This window comes from Stenotrophomonas sp. HMSC10F06, from assembly GCF_001807865.1.
Taxonomy (GTDB): Bacteria; Pseudomonadota; Gammaproteobacteria; order Xanthomonadales; family Xanthomonadaceae; genus Stenotrophomonas; species Stenotrophomonas bentonitica_A.
The window spans coordinates 1-24,286 of sequence record NZ_KV791300.1; the positions used below are offsets into that span (position 1 = coordinate 1).

19 protein-coding genes and 1 pseudogene are annotated in these 24,286 nt (G+C 68.2%); 7 read left to right on the forward strand and 13 right to left on the reverse strand.

The features are described 5' to 3' along the window. From HMPREF3113_RS14895 to radC, 3 genes and pseudogenes are all read right to left on the reverse strand, one after another. Positions 1 to 545 (reverse strand): annotated as a pseudogene (locus HMPREF3113_RS14895) (sporulation protein); the annotation flags it as partial. Between the two features lie 18 nt (positions 546 to 563). After that, positions 564 to 2,252: an arginine--tRNA ligase gene (gene argS / locus HMPREF3113_RS14900; protein ID WP_019183971.1), complete on the reverse strand. Its 1,689-nt coding sequence runs from the start codon at positions 2,250 to 2,252 to the stop codon at positions 564 to 566. Between the two features lie 101 nt (positions 2,253 to 2,353). Next, the gene (gene radC / locus HMPREF3113_RS14905) at positions 2,354 to 3,043 is read right to left on the reverse strand and encodes a RadC family protein (protein ID WP_070426457.1); all 690 of its coding nucleotides are present in this window, start codon (positions 3,041 to 3,043) and stop codon (positions 2,354 to 2,356) included. Positions 3,044 to 3,237: 194 nt separating this feature from the next. Between radC and coaBC the strand changes: the two genes are divergently transcribed. The 3 genes from coaBC to HMPREF3113_RS14920 are packed head-to-tail and all read left to right on the forward strand — an operon-like array spanning position 3,238 to position 7,322. Further along, entirely contained in the window at positions 3,238 to 4,497 is a 1,260-nt protein-coding gene (gene coaBC, locus HMPREF3113_RS14910) for a bifunctional phosphopantothenoylcysteine decarboxylase/phosphopantothenate--cysteine ligase CoaBC (RefSeq protein WP_070473695.1), read from the forward strand. Further along, positions 4,494 to 4,967 carry a dUTP diphosphatase gene (dut, locus tag HMPREF3113_RS14915; RefSeq protein ID WP_046272982.1) on the forward strand — a complete coding sequence of 158 codons (474 nt, stop codon included), beginning with the start codon at positions 4,494 to 4,496 and terminating at the stop codon, positions 4,965 to 4,967. The genes coaBC and dut overlap by 4 nt, the downstream gene beginning before the upstream one ends. Positions 4,968 to 4,979: 12 nt before the next feature. Beyond that, complete coding sequence (locus tag HMPREF3113_RS14920; protein WP_083279841.1) at positions 4,980 to 7,322, forward strand: phosphomannomutase/phosphoglucomutase; 2,343 nt, start codon at positions 4,980 to 4,982, stop codon at positions 7,320 to 7,322. A 175-nt stretch (positions 7,323 to 7,497) separates the two neighbouring features. Here the strand turns inward: HMPREF3113_RS14920 and HMPREF3113_RS14925 are convergent, their stop codons facing one another. From HMPREF3113_RS14925 to pyrE, 8 genes are all read right to left on the reverse strand, one after another. Continuing rightward, positions 7,498 to 8,217 carry a response regulator transcription factor gene (locus HMPREF3113_RS14925; protein ID WP_070473697.1) on the reverse strand — a complete coding sequence of 240 codons (720 nt, stop codon included), beginning with the start codon at positions 8,215 to 8,217 and terminating at the stop codon, positions 7,498 to 7,500. Next, on the reverse strand, positions 8,198 to 10,858 hold the full coding sequence (locus tag HMPREF3113_RS14930; RefSeq protein WP_070473698.1) for a sensor histidine kinase: 2,661 nt from the start codon (positions 10,856 to 10,858) through the stop codon (positions 8,198 to 8,200). The genes HMPREF3113_RS14925 and HMPREF3113_RS14930 overlap by 20 nt, the downstream gene beginning before the upstream one ends. Before the next feature lie 37 nt (positions 10,859 to 10,895). Continuing rightward, on the reverse strand, positions 10,896 to 11,540 hold the full coding sequence (gene kdpC / locus HMPREF3113_RS14935) for a potassium-transporting ATPase subunit KdpC (RefSeq protein WP_070473700.1): 645 nt from the start codon (positions 11,538 to 11,540) through the stop codon (positions 10,896 to 10,898). Further along, entirely contained in the window at positions 11,537 to 13,588 is a 2,052-nt protein-coding gene (gene kdpB, locus HMPREF3113_RS14940; RefSeq protein ID WP_070473702.1) for a potassium-transporting ATPase subunit KdpB, read from the reverse strand. Before kdpB ends, kdpC begins: the two co-directional genes overlap by 4 nt. Positions 13,589 to 13,599: 11 nt before the next feature. Next, entirely contained in the window at positions 13,600 to 15,318 is a 1,719-nt protein-coding gene (gene kdpA / locus HMPREF3113_RS14945; protein ID WP_019183962.1) for a potassium-transporting ATPase subunit KdpA, read from the reverse strand. Positions 15,319 to 15,330: 12 nt separating this feature from the next. Continuing rightward, on the reverse strand, positions 15,331 to 15,423 hold the full coding sequence (locus HMPREF3113_RS14950; protein ID WP_019183961.1) for a potassium-transporting ATPase subunit F: 93 nt from the start codon (positions 15,421 to 15,423) through the stop codon (positions 15,331 to 15,333). A gap of 604 nt (positions 15,424 to 16,027) precedes the next feature. After that, positions 16,028 to 16,690 (reverse strand): hypothetical protein, encoded by a 663-nt coding sequence (locus HMPREF3113_RS14955; protein ID WP_070473704.1) that lies wholly within the window; start codon positions 16,688 to 16,690, stop codon positions 16,028 to 16,030. A gap of 18 nt (positions 16,691 to 16,708) precedes the next feature. Beyond that, positions 16,709 to 17,368 carry an orotate phosphoribosyltransferase gene (gene pyrE / locus HMPREF3113_RS14960; RefSeq protein WP_046272987.1) on the reverse strand — a complete coding sequence of 220 codons (660 nt, stop codon included), beginning with the start codon at positions 17,366 to 17,368 and terminating at the stop codon, positions 16,709 to 16,711. 206 nt (positions 17,369 to 17,574) lie between these two features. On the opposite strand from pyrE, the gene HMPREF3113_RS14965 reads away from it, so the two are divergent. The 3 genes from HMPREF3113_RS14965 (at position 17,575) to HMPREF3113_RS14975 (ending at position 19,976) form a co-directional block, all read left to right on the forward strand. Next, the gene (locus HMPREF3113_RS14965; protein WP_019183958.1) at positions 17,575 to 18,375 is read left to right on the forward strand and encodes an exodeoxyribonuclease III; all 801 of its coding nucleotides are present in this window, start codon (positions 17,575 to 17,577) and stop codon (positions 18,373 to 18,375) included. Beyond that, complete coding sequence (locus HMPREF3113_RS14970) at positions 18,372 to 19,667, forward strand: AmpG family muropeptide MFS transporter (protein ID WP_019183957.1); 1,296 nt, start codon at positions 18,372 to 18,374, stop codon at positions 19,665 to 19,667. The genes HMPREF3113_RS14965 and HMPREF3113_RS14970 overlap by 4 nt, the downstream gene beginning before the upstream one ends. Positions 19,668 to 19,748: 81 nt before the next feature. After that, on the forward strand, positions 19,749 to 19,976 hold the full coding sequence (locus tag HMPREF3113_RS14975) for a hypothetical protein (protein ID WP_019183956.1): 228 nt from the start codon (positions 19,749 to 19,751) through the stop codon (positions 19,974 to 19,976). Between the two features lie 66 nt (positions 19,977 to 20,042). Here the strand turns inward: HMPREF3113_RS14975 and HMPREF3113_RS14980 are convergent, their stop codons facing one another. Both HMPREF3113_RS14980 and HMPREF3113_RS14985 read right to left on the reverse strand, forming a co-directional pair. After that, positions 20,043 to 21,170, reverse strand: coding sequence for an anhydro-N-acetylmuramic acid kinase (locus tag HMPREF3113_RS14980; protein WP_070473706.1), 1,128 nt, complete (start codon positions 21,168 to 21,170; stop codon positions 20,043 to 20,045). A 66-nt stretch (positions 21,171 to 21,236) separates the two neighbouring features. Then, a complete protein-coding gene (locus HMPREF3113_RS14985; RefSeq protein WP_046272990.1) occupies positions 21,237 to 22,700 on the reverse strand; it encodes a M23 family metallopeptidase in 1,464 nt (487 codons plus the stop codon). Between the two features lie 168 nt (positions 22,701 to 22,868). On the opposite strand from HMPREF3113_RS14985, the gene tyrS reads away from it, so the two are divergent. Beyond that, positions 22,869 to 24,080, forward strand: a complete 1,212-nt coding sequence (tyrS, locus tag HMPREF3113_RS14990) for a tyrosine--tRNA ligase (protein WP_019183953.1) — start codon at positions 22,869 to 22,871, stop codon at positions 24,078 to 24,080. The last annotated feature ends 206 nt before the right edge of the window (positions 24,081 to 24,286 follow it).

The following is a 24,286-nucleotide window of genomic DNA, read 5'->3' on the forward strand; positions in this document are numbered from 1 at the left end:
GGCGGCGTCGCCGGAGCCGTGGTCGCCGCCGGGCGCTCCGCCACCGGAGCCGGCAGCGGGGCGGTGCTCACCGCCGCAGGCGAAGTGGTCGCGGCGGTGCTGGTCGGCGCCGGTGCGGGCGGCAACGGGCGGCCTTCCAGCGCGGCCTGCGCGCGCTGCGCTTCGGCCTTGGCACGGCGCTGGTCTTCGGCGCGTGCGCTTGCGGCCAGCTCCGCATCGGACATTTCCACTTCCTTGCCGGGCAGCAGGGTGTAGAAGTCGTACTGCGTCGCCGCCGGCTTGGCCGGCTCGGCAGGCTTGGCGGCACCCGGCTTGGGCAGCTCGGTGCCGACGTCGGTGTCGGCATCGCTCACCGGGGCCGGCTGGGCGTTCGGGTCCGGCTGCGGGCCGACCCGCAGGAAACCGTCACCGTCGTTCTTGAACAGGTTGGGTGCCGCCAGGAACACCACGGCCGCAATCGCCACACCCGCGACCAGCCACACCCATCCCGGGGTGCCCTGGTTGCTGTTGCGCCGTGCCTGGCTCTTGCCGCGTCGTGCTGCCATTTACTGCTTCTCCACTGCTTACATTTTTTCCGGGGCGGATACGCCCAGGATGTTCAGACCATTGGCCAGGACCTGGCGCGCGGCGCAGGCCAGCGTCAGCTTGGCGTTGCGTTCGCTTTCGTCGGCCACCAGTACCTGCGTGCCGTGATACCACGTGTGGAAGGCATGCGCCAATTCACGCAGGTACTGCGCGATCAGGTGCGGTTCCAGCGCCAGGCCGGCCGCCTCGACGACTTCCGGGAAGCGCGACATTTCCACCATCAACCACAGCGAGGCCTCATCGCCCAGCGAGGACAGCCCGGCCAGCCCTTCGGCCGGCGTGTAGCCCAGGCCCTTCTCCTGCGCCTGGCGCAGCAGGCTGCAGACGCGGGCATGCGCGTACTGCACGTAGAACACCGGGTTGTCGTTGCTCTGCTGGCGGGCCAGATCGATATCGAAGGTCAGCTGCGAATCGGGCTTGCGCGCGATCAGGAACCAGCGGGTCGCATCGCGGCCGGCTTCTTCGATCAGGTCGCGCAGGGTCAGGTAGCTGCCGGCACGCTTGGAAAGCTTCACTTCCTCGCCGCCGCGCATCACCGTCACCATCTGGTGCAGCACGTATTCCGGCCAGCCCTTCGGGATGCCGACGTCCAGCGCCTGCAGGCCGGCGCGCACGCGCGCCAGCGAACCGTGGTGGTCCGCGCCCAGCTCGGTGATCGCGCGCTCGTAGCCGCGCTGCCACTTGCTCAGGTGGTAGGCCACGTCGGGCAGGAAGTAGGTGTAGGTGCCGTCGGACTTGCGCATCACGCGGTCCTTGTCGTCACCGAAGTCGGTCGAGCGCAGCCACAGCGCGCCGCCTTCCTCATAGGTGTGGCCGGCCGCATTGAGCTGGGCGACGGTCTCTTCGACCTTGCCGTCCTTGTACAGCGAGCTTTCCAGGAAGTAGATGTCGAAATCCACGCCGAACGCGGCCAGATCCTGGTTCTGCTCGTTGCGCAGGTAGGCCACGGCGAAGCGACGGATCGCATCGAGGTTGTCCGGGTCGCGCTCGCCGACCACCGAATGGCCTTCCAGTTCCACGGTGGCGCCGGCCAGGTAAGCCTTGGCCACATCCTCGATGTAATCGCCGCGGTAGCCCGCTTCCGGCCAGCCGGCGTCGTCGGGCTTGAGGCCCTTCGCACGTGCCTGGGTGGACAGCGCCAGGTTCTCGATCTGCACGCCGGCGTCGTTGTAATAGAACTCGCGCTTGGCGTTCCAGCCGTTCACTTCCAGCAGGCGTGCCAGGCAGTCACCGATCGCCGCCGCGCGGCCGTGGCCGACATGCAGCGGACCGGTCGGGTTGGCCGACACGTATTCCACGCCCACGGTGCGGCCATTGCCGCTCAGGTTGTGGCCGTAATCGGCGCCTTCCTTGAGCACACTGGCCGCTTCGCGCTGGTAGGCGCTCGGGGCAAGGTGGAAATTGATGAAGCCCGGGCCGGCGATCTCGACGCGGGCCACGTCATCGCTCTTGGGCAGCGCATCAAGCAGCGCCTGGGCCAGGGCGCGCGGATTGCTGCGCGCCGGCTTGGCCAGCAGCATCGCGGCGTTGGTGGCGAAATCGCCGTGCTCACGGGTCTTCGGGCGTTCGACCACGAATTCCGGGGTCAGGGTATCGGCCGGCAGAGTGCCGTTGGCGCGCAAGGCTTCGATGCCTTGGCTGATCAGGGCGCGGAGGAGATTTTTCACAAGGCCTGCTTTGGGACTGGAGCGGCGGAATCGGCAATTTTAGCCCAGAAGCCACCCCGATCCATTGAACCGGGGCCGAGCGGCGGCGTTTCACGCCCGGATCAGGCCGCTGCGATGCCCATCCAGCCGCGCGCGGCCATCGATACCGGGGCCCCGTCGCCGATCACGACGTGGTCGAGCAGGCGGATGTCCACCAGTGCCAGAGCCTGCTGCAGCAGCGTGGTGATCCGGCGGTCTTCCAGCGAGGGTTCGGCGCTGCCGGAAGGGTGGTTGTGGCTGACGATCACCGCCGCCGCGTTGTGCAGCAGGGCGCGCCGGACCACCTCGCGCGGGTAGACCGCCGCCGCGTCCACCGTGCCGCTGAACAGCTCCTCGCAGGCCAGCGTGCGGTGCTGGTTGTCCAGGAACAGCGCGGCGAACACTTCGTTGGGACGGGACCGCAGCCGCTGCTTGAAGTAGCGCCCGGCGGCGGCGGGGTCGCGCAGGCTGTCGCCCCGGGCCAGCTCGGCGGCCAGATGCCGGTGCGCCAGTTCCAGCCCGGCCACCAACTTGCAGCTGCGGGCCGGGCCCAGGCCGGGCAGGGCGGCCAGCGCGGTGGCCGGCAGATCAAGCAGGTTGCGCAGGGGGCCGTGGGACTGCAGCAGGTCGCGCGCGGTCTCCACCGCATCGCGCCCGCGCAGCCCCGAGCCCAGGAAGATCGCCAGCAGCTCGGCATCGGACAGGGCGCCGGCGCCCTGGGCCAGCAGCTTTTCGCGGGGACGCTCGGCACTGGGCCAGTCTCGGATCGACATGGCCTCAGTCTCCGCCGATACCTTGCCCGCCACCATCGGTGAACCAGGCGCCATCGTGTCGGTAAATGCAGGGAATCGTGCCAAGTCCGGCGGTTGCTTATGACGAAAACCTGCCTCCTTATGCCGCTGGCGCATCAGGCGGCCTACAGACCATCGGGTAAGCTAATCGCCTCGGTTCGACAGGAACACCCAAGGTGGCTGACTCCCCCCAGGCTTCTCCGGCGGCCGCGCGCCCGTTGGAAGGCCAGAAGCTGTTGTTGTGCGTTGGTGGCGGGATCGCTGCCTACAAGTCGCTGGAACTGGTGCGCCGCCTGCGCGATGCCGGGGCCCAGGTGCAGGTCGCGATGACCGCCGGGGCCCAGCAGTTCGTCACCCCGCTCAGTTTCCAGGCACTGTCCGGCCAGCCGACCCGCACCACCCTGTGGGACGGCGCGGCCGAGCAGGCCATGGGCCACATCGAGCTGGCGCGTTGGGCCGACCGCATCGTGGTCGCGCCCGCGACCGCCGATCTGCTCGCGCGGCTGGCCAATGGCCACGCCGATGACCTGGTCACCACCTTGTGCCTGGCCACCACCGCGCCGCTGACCGTGTGCCCGGCGATGAACCACCGCATGTGGCTGCACCCGGCCACCCAGGCCAACATCGGCCTGCTGCGCGAGCGCGGTGCCCAGGTGATCGGGCCGGAAGACGGCCCGCTGGCCGAAGGCGAATCCGGCCCCGGCCGGCTGACAGAACCGCACGCGATCGTGGCCGCGCTGGCCACGCTGCAGGCACCGGCCCCGGCCGAGCCGCCGGCCGCCAGTGAACTGAAGGGCCTGCGCGTGCTGATCAGCGCCGGTCCCACCTATGAAGACATCGACCCGGTGCGTTACGTCGGCAACCGCAGCAGCGGCAAGATGGGCTATGCCCTGGCCGCCGCCGCCGCCCGCCTCGGCGCGCAGGTGGTGCTGGTCAGTGGCCCGGTCCAGCTGGCCACGCCTGCCGGTGTGCAGCGTGTCGATGTGCGCTCGGCCGCACAGATGCGCGAAGCGGTGCTCGCTGCACTGCCGGCCGACATCTATATCGGTGCGGCCGCCGTCTCCGATTACACCCCACGCCAGGTCGCCCCGCAGAAACTCAAGAAGACCGCCGGCACCCAGAGCCTGACCCTGGAGCTGGTGCGCACCCCGGACATCCTGGCCGAGGTCGCCGCGCAGACCAACGCGCTCAAGCTGGTGGTCGGCTTCGCCGCCGAAACCCACGACGTGGAGAAGTACGCGCGCGGCAAGCTGGTGGACAAGCGCCTGGATCTGGTGATCGCCAACCAGGTCGGGATCAGCACCGGCGGTTTCGAAAGCGATGAAAACGCGGCCACGGCCTACTGGCAGGGCGGCGAACAGGTGTTCCCCGGCACCTCCAAGGCCGTGCTGGCCGAACAACTGTTGTCCCTGATTGCCCAGAGGTTGCACGCATGACCATCGATTCCTCCCTCCAGCCCCTGCAGGTCAAGCTGCTGGACCCGCGTTTCGGCGACGAATGGCCGCTGCCGGCCTATGCCACCGAACACAGCGCCGGGCTGGACCTGCGCGCGGCGCTGGAAACCGAGCTCACCCTGCAGCCGGGCGATACGGCGCTGATTCCCAGCGGTATCGCGATCCATATCGCCGATCCGAACCTGGCCGCGGTAGTGTTGCCGCGCTCGGGCCTGGGCCATCGCCACGGCATCGTGCTGGGCAACGGCACCGGCCTGATCGATGCTGATTACCAGGGCCCGCTGCTGATCAGCGCCTGGAACCGGGGGCGCGAGCCGTTCACCCTGCAGCCCGGCGATCGCATCGCCCAGCTGGTGGTGCTGCCGATTGCACGCGTGGCGCTTCAGGTAGTGGATACTTTCACCGACAGCGCCAGGGGAACGGGTGGATTCGGCCATACCGGGGTGCGCTGACAGGGGAGCTTGATGAGCAAGGCGAAGGCGGAAGGACGGCCGCGGTTCACGACAGGGCGCTCGGTGCCGCTGTTGGCCGTGCTGCTGGTGCTGTTGGCGGGCTGGTTCGGGTGGAGCGGTGTGCGCCAATGGCGCCAGGCGGCCGTCGGCGCCGAGCTTGAACAGTCGCGTGACCGCGTGGTCGAGGGGCTGCAGACGGCGGTGACGGGTCAGCTGGGCAGGTTCGGCAAGGTGCTCAAGACCGGGCCCGTTGCCAGTGCACTGGCCAGCGGCAACGCACAGGGGGCGGCCGTGGCCATCCGCGAAGGCTGGCCGGGCGTGGAAGACGTCCAGGTCCTGACCGCCGATCTCGATGCGGCCTACGCCGATCCGAAGGCCTTCGGTTACTCGCGCCTGGCGCTGCTCGAAGCCGCCATCGCAGATGACAAGCCGGTGGCCCGCGTCGTCCGCGATGCCGGTGGGCAGCGCCTCGGCCTGGCGGCCGCCGTCGATCTGGGCCCGCAGGGTGCCGCGGTCGTTTACGTGCGCCAGCCATTGCTGCGTTTGACCGGCGTGTTCGATCAGGTTGCCGTGCCCGCCGACGGTTACCTCGCACTGCGCCAGGGCAACCACAACGTAGTCGAACAGGGCAGCCGCGCGCTGTCCGGCGGCGCTGAAGCGTTGGCGCGCCCGATCGGCACCAGTGGGCTGCGCCTGTCTGCGGCGGTGCCGGACATCGAACCGGGCCCGTTGGGACTGGGGGCGATCTCCAGTGCGATCGTGGCGCTGTTGCTGCTGCTGATCGCGGTGCTGCTGGTGCTCGGCAAAGGCAAAGTGCCCTTGCCGCGCCGCCGCGGTGCGGATGACGGTGCCGCCGACGCCGGCCCGACCCTGAGCGAAAGCCTCGCCCAGGCACCGCTTGCGGTGGAGGCCGTCGACACCAGCGACGAGGCAGCACCGCCGCCGCCGTCCGTGCCGGGCGAATCCGTTGCCCCCGATATCTTCCGCGCTTACGACATCCGCGGCGTGGTCGGCCGCGAGCTGACCCCCAAGGTCGCCGCCCTGATCGGGCAGGCGATCGGTTCGGTCCTGCAGGTGCAGGGCCTGCGCGACATCGTGGTGGGTCGCGATGGCCGCCTGTCCGGCCCCGAACTCACCGCCGGCCTGATCGAAGGCCTGCGCCGCGCCGGCTGCAACGTCACCGACATCGGCCTCGCACCGACCCCGGTGGTGTACTTCGCCAGCTACCACCTGCGCGCCGGCAGCTGCGTGGCGGTGACCGGCAGCCACAACCCGCCGGACTACAACGGCTTCAAGATCGTGGTCGGCGGCGAGACGCTGTCCGGCGATGCGATCACCGAGTTGTACCACCGCATCCGCGATGGGCAGCTGCACGTGGCATCAGAACCGGGCAGCTTCCAAACCCGCGAGGTCAATGCCGATTACATCCAGCGCATTGCCGATGACGTGCAGCTGGACCGCCCGCTCAAGGTGGTGGCCGATGCGGGCAACGGTGTTGCCGGCGAGCTGGCCCAGCCGCTGCTGGAGGCGATTGGCGCCGAGGTCATTCCGCTGTACTGCGATGTGGACGGCAGCTTCCCGAACCACCATCCGGACCCGAGCGATCCGCACAACCTGGAAGACCTGATCCAGACCGTGAAGCGCTTCGACGCGGATATCGGCCTGGCCTTCGATGGCGATGGCGACCGGCTTGGCGTGGTCACCCGCGAAGGAAAGATCATCTATGCCGATCGGCTGTTGATGCTGTTCGCGGCCGACGTGCTGATGCGCAACCCGGGCGCGCTGGTGATCTACGACGTGAAGTGCACCGGCAAGCTCTCCGACTACGTGCTGCGCAACGGTGGCAGCCCGCTGATGTGGAAGACCGGCCACTCGCTGATGAAGGCCAAGATGCGCGAGACCGACGCCGAGCTGGCGGGCGAGATGAGCGGCCACTTCTTCTTCAAGGAACGCTGGTTCGGCTTCGACGACGGTCTGTACGCCGCCGCGCGCCTGCTGGAGATCCTGGCCCAGCGCGATGAGACGCCGTCGGAGGTGCTCGACGAGCTGCCCGACAGCGTCTCCACCCCGGAGTTGAAGGTGCCGGTCGATGCGGGTACCCCGCACGCGCTGGTGTCCTTGTTCGTCTCCTCGGTGCAGGTGGAGGACTCGCCGTTCGCGGGCGCGCGCCTGTCCACCATCGATGGCCTGCGTGCCGATTTCCCCGATGGCTGGGGCCTGGTGCGCGCATCCAATACGACGCCGGTGCTGGTGCTGCGTTTCGAAGCCGACGACGAGGCGGCACTGGAGCGCATCAAGGCACTGTTCCGCGCGCAGCTGCAACCGCTGCTGCCGGGTGTTGAACTGGGCTTCTGATCTGTGGGTACCGACCGTGGCGATCAGCGGTAGTGCCGGCCGCTGGCCGGCGCTTCGCATTCCTTGAACGTGACGTGGAGCCGGCCAGCGGCCGGCACTACCGTGCATCTGCGCCACGCGCATGTACATCCATGCCATGCCCATGTAGATCCACGCCATGCGTGGATGCCGTCGATCACCCCTTGAAGCGCAGCCCCACGCCCGGCTCGGTGAACAGATAGCGCGAATCCAGCGCCGAATCGCCCAACTTGTGGCGCAGCTTGCCGACCAGGATCCGCAGGTAGTGGGTGTCGTGCTGGTGGGTCGGTCCCCAGATCTCCTGCAGGATCTGCGGCTGGGTCACCACCCGCCCGGCGTTGCGCAGCAGCAGCGACAACAGTGCGTACTCCTTGCGGGTCAACGCCACCGGCGCGCCGTCCAGGTGCACTTCGCGCCGGAGCAGATCGATATGCAGGTGGCCATCATCGAACTGCGGCAGCACGCCTTCGCTGGAGACCGTGCGCGAGCGCAGCAGTGCACGCACACGCGCCATCAGCTCCTGCGTACCGAACGGCTTGGTCACGTAGTCGTTCGCACCGGCATCCAGCGCCCGCACCTTCTCGGTCTCGCTGGCGCGCACGGTCAACATGATCACCGGCACCTGGCTCCACTGGCGCAGCTCGCCAAGTACCTCATGGCCTTCCATGTCGGGCAGGCCGATATCCAGGATCACCAGATCCGCCCCTTCGCCGACCAGTGCTTCCAGCCCGGCCTGGCCGGTCGCGGCCTGGGACACGCGGTAGCCCTGCGCGCGCAGGCTGATCTCCAGGAAGCGCCGGATCTGCGCTTCATCGTCGATCACCAGCACGCGCGCCGGGGGCACGCCGTGGGAAGCCTCAGGAATCGTCGTTGTCATCGGCGGGGTGGGGATGCAGCAAGGGCAGGGTGATGCGGATCAGGGTACCGCGTCCGTCGCGGCCCGGCAGCGCCTGTACGCTGCCGCCATGCGCGCCGATCATGCCCTGGCAGATGGTCAGGCCCAGCCCGGTGCCATGCCGGCCACGGTCGCCGCGTTCCACGCTGTAGAACATGTCGAAGATGCGCGCGCGCTCCTCGTCCGGGATGCCCGGTCCGGCATCGAGCACGTCGATGCGCAATTCGCCCTCGACCAACCGTGCCTGCACCTCCACCGCCGCGCCGGGCGGGGAGAACTTGGCGGCGTTCTCCATCACGTTGAACACGGCCTGTTCAACCAGCGCCGGATGCACCCAGATCGGCGCCAGCTCAGCGGGTATGTCCAGCTTCAACAGCACATCGGGCTGATAGCGCTGCAGGCGGCGCGCGGCCGAGCCGACCAGCTCGTCCACGCCGATCCAGTCGCGGTTGATCTGCAGCCCGTCATGGCCCAGCCGGGTCATGTCCAGCAGGTTCTGGATGTAGCGGTCCAGGCGCTCGCCTTCCACCAGAATGGTGTCCAGCAGGGCGCGCCGGTCGCTGGCGTCCATCGCATCGGCGTAGCTGGACAGGCTGTCGGCCGAGCCGATCATCGCTGCCAACGGCGAGCGCAGGTCATGCGAGACCGAGGACAGCAACGCCGAGCGCAGCCGCTCGGTCTCGTTGCTCACATGCGCCTTTTCCAGATCGGCCACCAGTTGGGTGCGCAGCGCGGCCTGCGCGATGTCGTCCACCATCGCTTCGGCCAGCTGCCGTTGTTCCGGTGTCAGCCGCGGTGCCTCGCGCGGGAAGCGCATGCCGGCCACGCCGATCGCGCGGTCGTCGCCGTCCAGCAGCGGCAGGAACCACCAGCCAGCACCGGCCAGGGTATCGGTGAAGCGTCCGCTGGGCTGGCCGTGCCGGTGCGCCCAGTCGGCCGCGGCCAGATCGGTGTCGCCCGGTGCGGCGCTGCCGCTGGCACTGGTGTACTGCCCGATGCGCAGCCATGCCGGGGCGTCCATCGCCTGTTCCAGTGCCTCGCGGCCGGCCTGCGCGACCTGCTCGTTGCTCGCCGCACTGGCCAGTTGCCGCCCCAGTGCCTGGCGCGCATGCGCGTGCCGGTTGGCCGCGCGCAACGCGACCACCTGCATGCGCAGGCGCGAGGCCAACCGCCCTGCCACCAAGGCAGCGGCCAGGAACAGGAAGACCGTGATCACGCCCTGGCGCGCACTGATCGCGAAGGTGAAGCGCGGCGCGATGAAGAAGAAGTTGTAGGCCAGGAAACACAGCGCGGCGGCGATCACCGCCGCACTGGTGCGGCTGCGCGCGGCAACCATCACCACCGCCACGATGAACACCATCGACAGGTCGTACAGCCCGATCCAGCGCTCGGCGACCAGCGCCACCAGGCAGGCCGCCGCCGTGGCGCCGAGCGCCAGCAGCGCGTCCTTGCCGGCGCTGCGGCTGGGAATGAACAGCCCCGACCGCCGCGCCCGCGCCCGCGCCTGTGGTGTGCCGATGATGGTGATCTCGAAATGTGCGCCACGACGGATCAGCTGCTGGGTCAGCGTGCGGTTGAGCATGCGCGCCAGCGGCCGCTCGCGCGTGCGGCCCAGCACCAGCGTGGAGACCCCGTTGTGTGCGGCGTGATCGAGCAGCGCATCGGCGATGCTGGAGCCATGCAGCAGTTCGGCCTCACCCCCGAGGCGGCGGGCGAGGGCGAAGGCGGCATCGATCTCGCGCCGGGTCTGCTCGTCGTGCGCGCGCGCCTGCACCGTCACCACCGTCCACGGCGCATCGCGCCGCTCGGCGATGCGCCGGCCGACCCGCACCAGGTACTCGCTCTGGCCGCCGCCATCGATCGCCACCAGCACGCGGCGGCGCAGCGGCAGGTTGCCTTCGCCGCGCGCGGCACGGGTCTCGCGCAGGCTGCTGTCCACGCGGTCGGCGGCTTCCTGCATCGCCAATTCGCGCAGTGCGGTCAGGTTGGCCGGCGAGAAAAATGCCTGCAGCGCCTGCGCCGCCTGCTCCGGCACATAGACCTTGCCCTGCTGCAGGCGCTCGATCAGTTCGCGCGGCGGCAGGTCCACCAGCACGATGTCGTGCAGGCGGTCGAGTACCGCATCCGGCACGGTCTCGCTGACGCGCACCCCGGTGATGCGCATGACCACGTCGTTGAGGCTTTCCAGGTGCTGGATGTTGACCGTCGTCCACACGTCGATGCCGGCATCGAGCAGTTCCATCACATCCTGCCAGCGCCGTTCATGGCGACTGCCGGGCACATTGCGATGCGCCAGTTCGTCGACCAGCACCAGGGCCGGGCGACGCCCCAGCACCGCGTCCAGATCCATTTCTTCCAGCGCGTGCTGTTGGTACTCGCGTTGCAACAACGGTACCTGCGGCAGGCCCGCCAGCAGTGCCGAGGTCTCGGCGCGGCCGTGGGTTTCCACCAGCCCGATCACCACGTCCACGCCGCGGCGCAGCTGCTCATGCGCGCGGGTCAGCATGCTGAAGGTCTTGCCCACGCCGGGGGCCGCACCCAGGAATACGGTGAGCTTGCCGCCGGCTTCGCGCTGCAGGGTGTCGACCAGGGCATCGGCCTGGCGGGTACGGGAGTCGCTCATGGGCGGAGATTGTGCGCCGGTTCGCGCGATCCCCGCATCACGGCCGTGCCTTGAGATCATCCAGCGCCAGGTTCAACGTCATCACGTTGACCCGCGGCTGGCCGAACACGCCCCATTGCGGACCCAGGGTGTTGGCCTGCACCAGTGCAGTCACGCGATCGACCGGAAGACCACGGCTGCGTGCCACCCGGGCGATCTGCACCTGCGCGGCGGCCGGGGAGATCTCCGGGTCCATGCCCGCACCGGACTGGGTGACCAGATCGCCGGGCACCTGCGCAGCGGGTACGCCCTCGCGTGTGGCCACCGCAGAGATGGCGGCCTGCACGCGCTCCTGCAGCGCCGGGTTGCTGCGCGCCATGTTGCTGCCGGCCGCTGCCATCGGGTCATAGCTGGCCGCCGACGGCCGCGCCTGGAAGTAGCCATCGCCGACGAACGGCTGCGCGATCAGCTGCGAGCCGCGCACCTGCCCACCGCGGATCAGCAGGCTGCCATCGGCCTGCGCCGGAAACAGCAGCCGGCTCACGCTGGTGGTGGCCACGGCATAGGCCAGCCCGAGCAGCAGCAGGCTGCTCACGCCGAGCACGAGGGCCGGGCGCCAGGTGCTGTCCTGCTGCAGCTGGGTGGAGGCGGCAGCGCGGCTGCGCGCCGAGCGGGGAGCGGACGTAGCAAGCGAGCGGTTCATGCGCCGAATACCGAGACAAGGAAGAGGTCGATCACTTTGATGGCCGCGAACGGCAGCAGCACACCACCCAGGCCGTACACCAGCATGTTCCGGCGCAGCAGCGCGGTGGCCGTGGCCGGGCGGAAACGTACCCCGCGCAGCGCCAGCGGGATCAGCGCCGGAATCACCAGGGCATTGAAGATCAGCGCCGCCAGCACCGCATTGCGCGGGCTGGACAGGTGCATCACGTTCAACGCCGCCATCGCCGGCAGGGTGGAGGCGAACAGCGCCGGCAGGATCGCGAAATACTTGGAGACATCGTTGGCCAGCGAGAAGGTGGTCAGCGCACCACGCGTGATCAGCTGCTGCTTGCCCACTTCCACCACCGCCAGCAGCTTGGCCGGATCCGAATCCAGATCGACCATGTTGCCGGCCTCCTTGGCGGCCTGCGTACCGGAGTTCATGGCCAGCCCGATGTCGGCCTGGGCGAGCGCCGGTGCATCGTTGGTGCCGTCGCCGACCATCGCCACCAGCCGCCCACCGGCCTGCTCGGCACGGATGCGGGCCAGCTTGTCTTCGGGGCGGGCTTCGGCGATGTAATCGTCCACGCCGGCCTCGGCCGCGATCGCCGCAGCGGTCAGCGGGTTGTCGCCGGTGATCATCACCGTGCGGATGCCCATCGCGCGCAGCTGCGCGAACTTCTCGCGCATGCCGTGCTTGACCACGTCCGACAGCTCGATCACGCCCAGCACATGCCGGCCTTCGCATACCACCAGCGGGGTGGCGCCATTGCGCGCCACCTGCTCAACGCGCCCGGGCAGCTCCGACGGCACGGTGCCGCCCAGCTCACGCACATACGCGGTGATCGCATCGGAGGCGCCCTTGCGAATGCGGCGCCCGCCGTCCAGATCCACACCGGACATGCGGGTCTGCGCACTGAAGGCCAGATAGTCCGCATGGTCCGGCTCGGCGGTGGTGCAGCCCTGCTCACGCGCCAACCGCACCACCGACTTGCCTTCCGGGGTCGGGTCGGCCAGCGAGGAGAGCAGCGCTGCCTCGCGCAGCTGGCTGGCGTCGATACCGGCCAGTGCATGGAAGTGCGTGGCCTGGCGGTCGCCGTAGGTGATGGTGCCGGTCTTGTCGAGCAGCAGCACGTCCACATCGCCAGCCACTTCCACTGCCTTGCCGGACTTGGCCAGCACGTTGGCGGCCAGCGCACGGTTCATGCCGGCGATGCCGATAGCCGGCAGCAAGCCGCCGATGGTGGTTGGGATCAGGCACACCAGCAGCGCGATCAGCAGCAGCGGATCGACCTGCACGCCAACGAACGCCCCGATCGCCGGCAGCGTCGCCACCACCACCAGGAAGGTCAGCGTCATTGCCGCCAGCAGCAGGGTCAGGGCGACCTCGTTCGGGGTCTTCTGGCGGTTCGCGCCTTCCACCAGTGCGATCATCCGGTCCAGGAAGCTGTGGCCCGGCTCGGCGGTGATGCGCACGATGATCTGGTCGGACAACACCTTGGTGCCACCGATCACGCCACTGCGGTCGGTACCGGCCTCGCGCAGCACGGGCGCCGATTCACCGGTCACCGCCGCTTCGTTGATGGTCGCCAGGCCCTGCACGATCTCGCCATCGGCCGGGATCAATTCACCGGCACTGACGATCACATGATCGCCCGGGCGCAGTTCGGCCGCCGGGACCTGGGTCTCGCTGGCCCCGGCATGCGCGGCCGCCAACCGGCGCGCGCTGAGGTCCTGCCGGGCGCGTCTAAGCGAGGCGGCCTGGCCCCGGCCGCGCGCTTCGGCCACCGCCTCGGCGAAGTTGCCGAACAGCACGGTCAGCAGCAGGATCGCGGTGACCGCCAGGCCGAAGCCCAGCGGCGCATTGCCGGTCAGCGTGACCAGGGCGCTGACCACTGTGCCGACCATCACCACGGCCATCACCGGGCTGTGCAGCAGGTGCCGGGGCGAGAGCTTGATGACGGCGTCGCGCAGGGCACGGCGCCAGCCGGCGCCATCGAGCACGCGCTGGCGGCGATGGGAAGAAACGTTCAACGGATACGTACTCATGGAAGGCGGTCTCAGTGCAGCGTCAGCGACAGGTGATCGGCGACCGGGCCCAGCACCAGCGCCGGCATGAACTGCAATACGGTGAGGATGACGATCAGCGCGATCAGGGTCAGCGCGAAGGTCGGGGTTTCAATCTGCAGCGTGCCGGCCGATTCCGGCGCCCGCCGTTTGGCCGCCAGCTGCGCGGCCACGATCAACGGGATCACCAGCACGGGGTAGCGGCCCAGCAGCAGCACCAGGGTGCAGCTCAGGTTCCACCACACCGTGGCATCGCCGAGGCCTTCAAAGCCCGAGCCGTTGTTGGCGAACGCCGAGGTGTACTCGTAGAACACCTGGCTGATGCCGTGGAAGCCGGGGTTGGAGGTGCCGGTGATCGACGGGATCGCCAGGGTCAACGCGGTGAAGCCCAGGATGGTGATCGGCTGCAGCAGCACCAGCAGCGCGAGCAGGCGCACCTGCGGCGTTTCCAGCTTGCGGCCGAACAGTTCCGGGGTGCGGCCGGTCATCAGGCCGGCCAGGAACACGCCCAGCAGCAGGTACACGATGAACTGCTGCAGCCCACAGCCGATGCCGCCCCAGATCGCATTGACCAGCATGTTGACCATCGGCACGGCGCCGGCCAGCGGGCTGAGCGAGTCATGCATGCCGTTGACCGAACCGTTGGATACCTGGGTGGTGATCGCGGCCCACAAGCCCGTGCCATCGGCACCGAAGCGCACTTCCTTGCCCTCCATCAGCAGCGGGCTGGCCGCAGTGGCCGAGTGTCCTTCCAGCCACACCGTGGCGGCGATCGACACACTGGACATCGCCAGCATGCAGCCGAACACCAGCCCGGCCAGGCGCTTGCGCCCGGTGAACGCGCCGAGCATGAAGATCACCGCGATCGGGATCAGCAGGATGCCGATCAGTTCCAGCGCATTGGACAGCGGGGTCGGGTTCTCCAGCGGCATCGCGCTGTTGGGGCCGTACCAGCCACCGCCGTTGGTGCCCAGCTGTTTGGCCGCGACCATCGCCGCGACCGGCCCGAGCGGCAGCTTCTGCGTGTCCATGCCGGCCGAGGCGTCGATCGGCGTGGCCTGCGGACCGCCGGCGAGGGTGGCGGGCACGCCCTGGCTGGTCAGCAGCAGCGCCCACAGCAGGCACAGCGGCAGCATGAAGCGCACGCTCGAGCGCACCACATCGGCGTAGTAATTGCCCACATCGACGCGGCGGTCCGCACTCAGCAGCGCAGCCTGGTCGGCCGGCACATCCTCGGGGCGCGCGCCGAACAGCGCACGCAACGTGGCCACCACCAGCGCCAGGCCCATCATCGGCGTCACCACCTGCAGCCCGGTGATCGCGGTCATCTGCGAGAAATACGACAGCTGCGCCTGCCCGGAATAGTGCTGCTGGTTGGTGTTGGTCAGGAACGACACCATCGTATGCAGCGCGGTATCCCAGCGCATGTTGGGGATCTGGTCCGGATTGAACGGCAGCCAGGCCTGGGTCATGAAGACGGCCTGCACCAGCACCGCGATCACCACGTTGCTGAGCAGGAAGGCGCCCACGTAGCCACGCCAGGACATGCCGCGCGCCGGGTTCACTCCCAGCAGCCGGTAAAGGGGTTTTTCAACCAGCCCGAACAGCGCATCGCCACGCATTGGGCCACCGCGCATCACCCGGGCCAGGTACAGCCCAAGCGGAAAGGCCAGCACGATGCTGGCCAGCAGGATCAACAGGATCTCGGTCATGGTCGGCTCCGGTCAGAAGGTTTCGGGCCGAAGCACGACGTACAGCAGATAGGCGGCGGCAACGAGCACCAGCACGCCGCACAGCAGGGAAAGCCAGGCAGACATGGTTGTGGCCTCAAACGCGGGAAAGAAGGGCGGCGGTGCGGGGCGCACCGGTGGCAGGGAACACAGGCAGATACGGGCTCATGGGACGTCCAGGTGGAACCACTCCACGTCAGGCGCTCATGGTCCGCCTGCCCGGCATAAACGCTCCACGCCCGAAACCTACGGCTCCCGTAAAAAGTGCATAAAAAGGTGCTTCCCTGCCGCGAGCGTTACGCCCCGCAGCGACCGGCAGGCCCCTCGGCAAATGTCCCCCGGCCGCCGCCTGGCGGCGACGGCCTCCTCCTTGATTTTGCCCAGGGACCTGCCGGCCGCTACGGAGCTCAGCGTGCGATACGCGTGCGAGACAGCGAACTTGCTGTTGGCCGCCAGTGGTCTGTACACGTGGGGCGCGATGCCCTTGTGGGCGAAATCAAGGAGGAGGGGGCGGCCGCAGGCCGACGCCGGGGGACATTCGCCGGCAAGGGCGTCGCGTCCCAGCGCCCGACCAACTCACCGCTCCTGCTTGCGGAAAAGTTCAGAGCGCGCTCCGGGCCTGCCGCGAGGACGAAAACAGAGAAGGCGACCCAAAGGCCGCCTTCGTTTCAACGCTATCGCACCTCCACCCTTACCCGCGCGGATCGCTCACCACACCCTTCAGCAACCGATAACGCTGCAGCGTGCTCTCGATCTCCACGTCCAGCGCCTGGCGCTGCTGTTCGAACGACGCCTGCATGCGCCGCTGCGCCACCAGCTCGGCATGCCGTTCGCGGATGCGCGCGGCCTGCTTGTCCGGTACCGGCTGCCCATCCAGCTCGCGGTTGCCGGCAGTGGCCAACAACGTGACCAGCGCATCACGCACGCTGGCCACGTTGTAGCTGGCGGTATGGATGTTGTTGTCCAGGATGCCGCTGCGCTCGGCAAACACCCGGCGCAGGTCGTCCTCGCTCTCGTACGTGGCCAGCATCGCCTGCTCGGTACGCTGGCGGGTCTGCTCGGCGGCCAGGTCCAGGCGCTGCTGCGCGGCCTGCGCCGCAGCATCGGCGCGTTCCTCGTCAGTCAACGCGCGCTGCACTTCCCCACTGCGCATGCCGCTGCGCAGGTTGAACTCCTCGCGCGCGTTGTTCACCGCCTCCTGGGGCAGCGCATCACTGCAGATGCGCTCGCTGCCCTTGTTCCAGCAGTACAGCTTCTTCGGCGTCGCATCGGCCGCGCGCTTCTGCGCCTGGGCAGGCAACAGCGGCATGGCCAGCAACAGGCCGACAACGGTGAACGTGGCAAACCTGGACATGGTGAAAGCCCCCTGCTCTCAACGCGTAGGACGGCTGCCGTAGCGGGAACGATAGTCCTCCAGCGGCTGCCGGTAGCCGACAAGTTCCGGATTTCCGGAGGCAAAATCAAGCAGGTCGGCCAGCGTGGCCACGGCCACCACCGGAATCCCGGCTTCTTCGGCCACGGCCTGTGCGGCCGAACGGCGGTCGGTTTCCGAGGCGATCTCCTGGCGGTCCAGTGCCACCACGATGCCGGCCGGGGTGCCACCGGCGCCCTTGATGATCGCCAGTGCCTCGCGGATCGCGGTGCCGGCGGTGATCACGTCATCGACGATCAGCACGCGCTTGCCATTCATGTCGGCGCCGATCAGGTTGCCGCCTTCGCCGTGGTCCTTGGCTTCCTTGCGGTTGAACGACAACGGCAGGTCGCGGCCGCGCTGGGCGAATTCACAGGCGGTCGCGGTGGCCAGCGGAATGCCCTTGTAGGCCGGGCCGAACACGACATCGAACTTCAGACCGGTCGCTTCCACGGCATCGGCGTAGCAGGCCGCCAGCTGGGACATGCGCGCGCCGGAATCGAACCGGCCGGCATTGAAAAAGTAGGGGCTCAGACGGCCGGACTTCAGGGTGAACTGGCCGAAACGCAGGGCATCGGCGGTCAGGGCCAGTTGCAGGAAACGGTGGCGATGGTCGCTCATCAAGACTCAATTCAATTCATTTGGAGCGCAAATCGTAATGCATGGCCGCACTTTTCCGCTTGCCGCGCCCTGTGGCCCGTTGTCGCACAGGGCGACGAGACGACCCGCAAAGGCCCCGGCGGCAGTAATCGCGTCCGTTTCCAGCCAGCCCCTGCAAGGGCCGAAACGGTATGCTCTTGCGGGTATCGTTCCAGACCCGGGTCAGCATGCGCATCATCAGTTTCAACGCCAACGGCATCCGTTCCGCCGCCACCAAGGGCTTTCTCGAGTGGTTCCGCGCCCAGGACGCCGACGTCCTGTGCATCCAGGAAACCAAGGCCCAGGAAGACCAGCTGACCGACCCGATGTTCCGCCCGGACGGGCACCACTGCTTCTACCGCGACGCCATCACCAAGAAGGGCTACAGCGGCGTGGCGATCTACAGCAAGCGCGAGCCGGACCAGGTGATCACCTCACTGGGCTGGGCCCCGTTCGACGATGAAGGCCGCTACATCGAAGCCCGCTACGGCAACCTCAGCGTGGTCTCCTTCTATATCCCCTCGGGCAGCTCGGGCGATCTGCGCCAGGGCTTCAAGTACGAAGTGATGGAGTGGCTGCGCCCGATCCTGGCCGGCTGGCTGGCCAGTGGCCGCGACTACGTGCTGTGCGGCGACTGGAACATCGTGCGTTCCGCGCTGGACATCAAGAACTGGAAATCCAACCAGAAGAACTCCGGCTGCCTGCCGCCCGAACGCGACTGGCTCAACGGCCAGTGCGTGGATGCCGACCAGGCACTGGACATCGCCGCCGGCCAGGGCTGGACCGATGCCTACCGCCTGCTGCACCCGCAGGGCGAGGACTACACCTGGTGGAGCAACCGCGGCCAGGCGCGCGCCAACAATGTCGGCTGGCGCATCGATTACCAGTTCGTCAGCCCGGGCCTGCGTGACCGGTTGCGCAGCTGCTCGGTCTATCGCGATGAACGCTTCTCCGACCATGCGCCGTTCACGGTGGACTACGCCCCATGACCGAAGCGGTCGAGCCGGTGTCCTACAAGGGCTGGGCCGGGATCAAGCGCGCCTTCGGTACGCCCTCGGCGCTGACGATGGCCTTCCTGGGCTTCGGCAGCGGCCTGCCGTTCCTGCTGATCGCCTCGCAGACGCTGTCCACCCGCCTGCGGGATGTCGGCCTGGACCTGGGCAGCATCGGGCTGATCAGCCTGGCCAGCTTCTTCTATCTGATGAAGTTCGTCTGGGCCCCGCTGATCGACCGCTACGCGTTCCCGCTGATCGGCTTCCTGGGCCGGCGCCGCTCGTGGCTGCTGGCCTCGCAGATCGGCGTCACCGGCGGGTTGTTCGCGCTGGCCTTCGTCCGGCCCGAACTCGGCGTCACCCCGCTGGTGCTGTGGGTGCTGGTGGCTTCGTTCGCCGGCGCGACCCAGGATTCGGTGGTGGACGCCTACCGCATCGAGATCGCACCCGAGAGTGCCCAGGCGGCGCTTGCCGCGACCTACACGCTGGGCTATCGCATCGGCCTGATCCTGGCCGGCGCGGGCGCGCTGTACCTGGCCCAGTTCGAGAGCTGGATCGTGGCCTACCTGGCCATGGCTGCGTTGATGATCCTGCCGATCATCACCACGCTGCTGTGCCGCGAGCCGGAGCAGCCCGAGGTGCGCATCCAGCGCCGGATCGATTTCTTCGGCGCGTTCTGGCAGCCGATCGCCAGCTTCTTCAGCACTAATGGCGTGGTGCTGGCGCTGGTGCTGCTGGCCTTCGTCGGGCTCTACAAATTCCCGGACCAGGTGATCGGGGTGATGGCCGGTCCGTTCTATCTGGATTCGGGCTTCACCAAGGCCGACATCGCGACCGTCTCCAAGCTGTTCGGCGTGTGGATGGGCATCGGCGGTGCATTCCTCGGCGGCATCGCGGTGGCTGCATTCGGCTTTCGCCGCATGTTGCTGGTCGCCGCGCTGGGCGTGGCGCTGTCCAACCTGGCGTTCCTGCTGATGGCGCACAATCCGGGCCAACTGTGGGCGTTCTATGCGGCGCTGAGCGCGGACAACCTGTTCCAAGGCTTCGCCGGCACGGTGCTGGTCGCCTTCATGTCCTCGCTGACCGACCGCAACTTCACCGCCACCCAGTACGCGCTGCTGGTCTCGCTGGCCAACCTGCCGGGCAAGTTCGTCGGCGGCGTCTCCGGTTACATCGTGGAGGCGAGCTCGTACAGCACCTTCTTCATCCTCAGCGCCACGACGGTCATCCCGACCCTGCTGCTGCTGATCTGGCTGTGGCCACGGATCCGGGACCGCAGCTCGGCCTGAGTGGTTTGCGTGCCGGCAGAGCCTGATGGATCATGCCGGCACAGTCGTTGCGGGGATGGCGGCGCGCCAACGGGGAGAACGATGGCTGATCTACTGCTGCGGGATATGGACCCGCTGTTGCTGGAACGTATCCGCCGCATCGCAGTGGCGCGTGGCTGGTCCCGCGAGGACACCTGCGTGGCATTGCTGGAACAAGGCCTGTTCGCCAGCGAACTGGAGGTCCGCAGCGGCTTCCACGATCCCGAAGTCGATGCGCTCGCCGATGCCATCGCGGCACTGCAGGCGCTGCCGGACGCGCAGGGGCTGTAACGGCGGCACGCGCCGAGCCGCGCATCGGCGATCATTGCCGCACGCAGCGCCCGCCGCCGTGGCGCCTCAGGCCGGGTGGATCGCCCCCAGAATCCGCGGCCCCCGCGCGCCACTCACGCTCGGCAGATTGCCCGGCAACCCGGCCAGGGTGCGCTGCGCCAACCACGCAAACCCCATCGCTTCCAGATAATCCGGATCCAGCCCGTGCACCGCGCTGGACTCGATCACCACGCCCGGCAGGCGTGCGCCCAGGCGCCGCAGCAGCTGCGGGTTGCGCACGCCACCGCCGCAGACCAGCACCCGCTGCGCGCCCGGCAGGTGCGCCAACAGCGCATCGGCCACCGTCGCGGCGGTCAGCTCCAGCAGGGTCGCCTGCACATCCGCGCCGGAGACCTGTCCCTCACCCAGTTGCGCCTGCGCCCAGTCCAGGTGGAACTGTTCGCGCCCGGTGCTCTTGGGCGGCGGCAGCGCAAACCACGGATCGGCCAGCCACCGCGCCAGCAGCGCCGTATCGACCTGCCCGCTGGCCGCGAATGCCCCGTCGGCGTCGAACGGTTCGCCGCGGTGGCGCTGGCACCAGGCATCCATCAGCGCATTGGCCGGGCCGGTATCGAAGCCGCGCGGGGTGCCCTGGCGCGGGATCAAGGTGAGATTGCCGATGCCGCCCAGGTTGAGCACGGCGCGGTCTTCGTCGCTGTCACCCAGCATCGCCAGGTGGAACGCCGGCATCAGCGGCGCGCCATGGCCGCCGGCGGCCACATCGCGGCGGCGGAAATCGGCCACGGTGGTGATGCCGGTCAATTCGGCGATGCGGTTGGCGTCGCCGATCTGCATCGTGAAGGCAGGATCGGCCAGCGGCCGATGGCGTACGGTCTGCCCGTGCGAACCGATGGCGTGCACCTGGGTGCGGTCGATGCGCGCGCTGTCCAGCAGCCGGTTGGCAGCCGCGGCGAACGTGATCCCGACCTCGGCATCGAGCCGGCCCAGCGCGTCCAGCGAGGTGATCGTGCCGCCTTCGCCCAAGGCAATCAGTTCGGCGCGGATCGCCGGATCCCACGCGTGGGTCAGGCCATCCACAAAGCGGCAGCCGCCCTCGGTGGGGAACTGCACCAGCGCGGCATCGATGCCGTCGGCGCTGGTGCCGGACATCAGGCCCAGGTAGAGCGGGGTGGTGGGATCAACAGCAGAGGTCATGGCCAGGCGGTCCAACGGGTTGCATGCAGCTTCCGCGCAACCCGTTGCCGCCGTCAATCGATGCGATCAGCCGCGGTTGGATTTGACCGGCTTGCCGGCCTTCGCGGTGGCCGTATCGGCCGACGTGGCAGCCGGCGCCGGGCTGGCGTCGGCGTAGATCAGCTTCTCCATGCCCTGGATGCGCGCCAGTGCCGGCGCGGTCTGCGCACGGAAGGCGGCCAGCTCGGCACCCTGCAGCGGCTCCGGCGGCGGCATCGTCACCGACAGCGGGTTGCGGTGCACGCCGTTGACGCGGAATTCGTAATGCAGGTGCGGGCCGGTGGCCATGCCGGTCGAGCCGACGTAGCCGATCACGGTGCCCTGGGCCACGCGCTGGCCGGTCTTGATGCTGCCAAAGCGCGACATGTGCCCGTACAGCGTGGTGTGGCCACGGCCGTGGTCGAGGATCACCACGTTGCCGTAGCCGCGCTGCACGCCGGCGAACTGCACGCGGGCATCGCCGGCGGCCATGATCGGGGTGCCGGTGCGCGCGGCGTAGTCCACGCCCTTGTGCATGCGCATCTTGCCCAGCACCGGGTGCTTGCGCGCGCCGAAGCTCGAACTCAAGCGCGCGAACTGGATCGGCATGCGGATGAAGCTCTTCTTCAGGGGGCGGCCGCTGGCATCGAAGTATTCGGACTTGCCGTTGCGGTCGAAGCGGAAGCCGCTGTAGGTCTTGCCACCCGAGCTGAAGGTCGCCGCGAGGATCTTGCTCGTGTCCACCTTCTCGCCTTCGCGCCAGGTTTCGTCCATCACCACGCTGAAACGGTCGCCGGGCTGCAGGTCCTTGGAGAAGTCGATGTCGTACTTGAAGATCTCGTCGGTCATCGTCGCGATCGCCGAGGGCGACAGCCCGGCCTTGCGCGCGGCGGCGTACAGCGAACTGGTGATCTCGCCACTGGCGACCACCCGGCGGGTGGAGGTCTCGCGCTTGCTCACCGTCTCGGTGATCTTGTCGCCGGCCAGGGACAGCTCGACGCGGTTGTCGGCATCACGGTCGAAGCGGATCGTGCGCAACTCACCGGACAGCGGCAGGTCGAAGGCGATCTCCGCGCCGGGGCGCAGCTTGGTCAGCGACTCGCGCACACCGGGGTGCTCCAGCACCTGGTGCATCACCGTGGCCGGGATCCCGGCCTGGTCGAACAGATTGCTCAGGGTCTGGCCGCGCTGCACGCGCAGCACCTGCCAGCTGTCGCCGGGGGTCTGCTGCTGGCGTTCCAGCGACAGCGGCGGCAACGGCAGCGCCAGGGTCGAATGGCTGACCGAGTAGGGCGAGTCGATGGTGTGCGAGAAGCCCGGGACGATCGTGGCCACCAGGGCGCCGATGGTGGCGAACAGGCTGGCGTGCATCCAGTGGCGGCGGGTCCAGCGCTGGTTGAAGGCCGCGGGAAGATGCTGTTTGAGCTTCCGATGGAGGGCGGTGTCGTGGAGGACGTGGAGACGTTCCTTGAAGCGCTGCTTGCGCGCGCGGCCTTGATCGGAATTGAGCATCGTCGGTCTGTTCCTGGCTGGCCCGGGAGCGCGGGCCCAAACGTCGGTAACATAGACAGGTATAAATACCGCGTCAAACCCTTGTGCCTATTGGCTTTTGTGAAGCACCTGCGGTTAACTTGTACTTAACGTCATTCATATAAATAAGGCATTGCCGGGAGTTGTCACGTGTCCTCGATTGAAGAAGCCATTGCCCTGATCGGGCGAGGCGCCGATGAGATCCTCAAATCCGACGAACTGCGCCAGCGTCTGGAAAGCGGCCGTCCGCTGCGGGTCAAGGCCGGCTTCGACCCCACCGCCCCGGACCTGCACCTGGGCCACACCGTGCTGCTGAACAAGCTGCGCCAGTTCCAGGACCTTGGCCACCAGGTGATCTTCCTGATCGGCGACTTCACCGGGATGATCGGCGACCCGTCCGGCAAGAACGTCACCCGCAAGCCGCTCACCAAGGAAGATGTGCTCGCCAACGCGCGTACCTATGAAGACCAGGTGTTCAAGGTGCTGGACCGCGAGAAGACCGAAGTGCGCTTCAATTCGGAGTGGTTCGGCAAGATGGCCGCCGCCGACATGATCCGCCTGGCCGGCCAGCACACCGTGGCGCGCATGCTCGAGCGCGATGACTTCGCCAAGCGCTATGCCGCCCAGCAGTCCATTGCCCTGCATGAGTTCCTGTACCCGCTGGTGCAGGGCTACGACTCGGTGGCGCTGGAAGCGGACGTCGAACTGGGCGGTACCGACCAGAAGTTCAACCTGCTGATGGGCCGTGGCCTGCAGGAGCACTACGGGCAGAAGCCGCAGATCGTGCTGACCATGCCGCTGCTGGAAGGCCTGGACGGCGTGGCCAAGATGTCCAAGTCGCTCAACAACTATATTGGTATCAGCGAGCCGGCCATCGACATCGTCACCAAGACCATGAAGATCGGCGACGACCTGATGTGGCGCTGGATCGAGCTGCTCTCCTTTGATATCAGCCAAGCCGAGGCCAAGGCCCTGCGCGAACAGGTCGAGGCGGGTGGCTTGAACCCGCGCGAGGTGAAGCTGCGCCTGGCCCGTGAGCTGACCACCCGCTTCCATGACGCCGCCGCGGCCGAGCAGGCCATCGCCGGCTGGAATGCCGCCGTGACCGGGCAGGGCGATGTGACCCTGCTGCCGCTGCAGGAAGTGACCATTCCGGCCGAAGGCCTGCGGATTGGTGCGCTGCTGACCGCTGCCGGGCTCACCCCGAGCAACTCCGAAGCGTCCCGCAAGCTCAAAGAGCGTGCGGTAAAGGTGGACGGCGAGGTGGTGGAGGACGCCCAGCAGGTGTTCGCGCCCGGTTTTGAAGGCCTGCTGCAGGTCGGCAAGCGCACCTTCGCACGCGTCCTGCTGGTCGCGGCCTAGGTGGCGCAAGGGGTCCGGGCGATCCGGCCCCCTTCCAGCATGAATGGGAGGGAGGCGACGTGAAAAAATGTCGCTTACCCCCTTCACAAACGATGCGGATAGGGACATACTTTCCCTCCCCCGACGCAGGGGCCACCGCAAGGCGGCAACCGCGAAGGAACAGGACTTCAACTTCTTCGAAAGAAGGTGTTGACGGAAACGAAAAG

Bases quoted from the DNA above. Each gene is read 5' to 3' on its own strand.
- kdpB (WP_070473702.1), bottom strand. From the start codon at position 13,588: ATGAGTACGTATCCGTTGAACGTTTCTTCCCATCGCCGCCAGCGCGTG.
- kdpA (WP_019183962.1), bottom strand. From the start codon at position 15,318: ATGACCGAGATCCTGTTGATCCTGCTGGCCAGCATCGTGCTGGCCTTT.
- HMPREF3113_RS14955 (WP_070473704.1), bottom strand. From the start codon at position 16,690: ATGTCCAGGTTTGCCACGTTCACCGTTGTCGGCCTGTTGCTGGCCATG.
- HMPREF3113_RS14950 (WP_019183961.1), bottom strand. From the start codon at position 15,423: ATGTCTGCCTGGCTTTCCCTGCTGTGCGGCGTGCTGGTGCTCGTTGCC.
- HMPREF3113_RS14965 (WP_019183958.1), top strand. From the start codon at position 17,575: ATGCGCATCATCAGTTTCAACGCCAACGGCATCCGTTCCGCCGCCACC.
- HMPREF3113_RS14980 (WP_070473706.1), bottom strand. From the start codon at position 21,170: ATGACCTCTGCTGTTGATCCCACCACCCCGCTCTACCTGGGCCTGATG.
- HMPREF3113_RS14985 (WP_046272990.1), bottom strand. From the start codon at position 22,700: ATGCTCAATTCCGATCAAGGCCGCGCGCGCAAGCAGCGCTTCAAGGAA.
- HMPREF3113_RS14970 (WP_019183957.1), top strand. From the start codon at position 18,372: ATGACCGAAGCGGTCGAGCCGGTGTCCTACAAGGGCTGGGCCGGGATC.
- HMPREF3113_RS14975 (WP_019183956.1), top strand. From the start codon at position 19,749: ATGGCTGATCTACTGCTGCGGGATATGGACCCGCTGTTGCTGGAACGT.
- pyrE (WP_046272987.1), bottom strand. From the start codon at position 17,368: ATGAGCGACCATCGCCACCGTTTCCTGCAACTGGCCCTGACCGCCGAT.
- HMPREF3113_RS14930 (WP_070473698.1), bottom strand. From the start codon at position 10,858: ATGAGCGACTCCCGTACCCGCCAGGCCGATGCCCTGGTCGACACCCTG.
- radC (WP_070426457.1), bottom strand. From the start codon at position 3,043: ATGTCGATCCGAGACTGGCCCAGTGCCGAGCGTCCCCGCGAAAAGCTG.
- dut (WP_046272982.1), top strand. From the start codon at position 4,494: ATGACCATCGATTCCTCCCTCCAGCCCCTGCAGGTCAAGCTGCTGGAC.
- HMPREF3113_RS14925 (WP_070473697.1), bottom strand. From the start codon at position 8,217: ATGACAACGACGATTCCTGAGGCTTCCCACGGCGTGCCCCCGGCGCGC.
- kdpC (WP_070473700.1), bottom strand. From the start codon at position 11,540: ATGAACCGCTCGCTTGCTACGTCCGCTCCCCGCTCGGCGCGCAGCCGC.
- HMPREF3113_RS14920 (WP_083279841.1), top strand. From the start codon at position 4,980: ATGAGCAAGGCGAAGGCGGAAGGACGGCCGCGGTTCACGACAGGGCGC.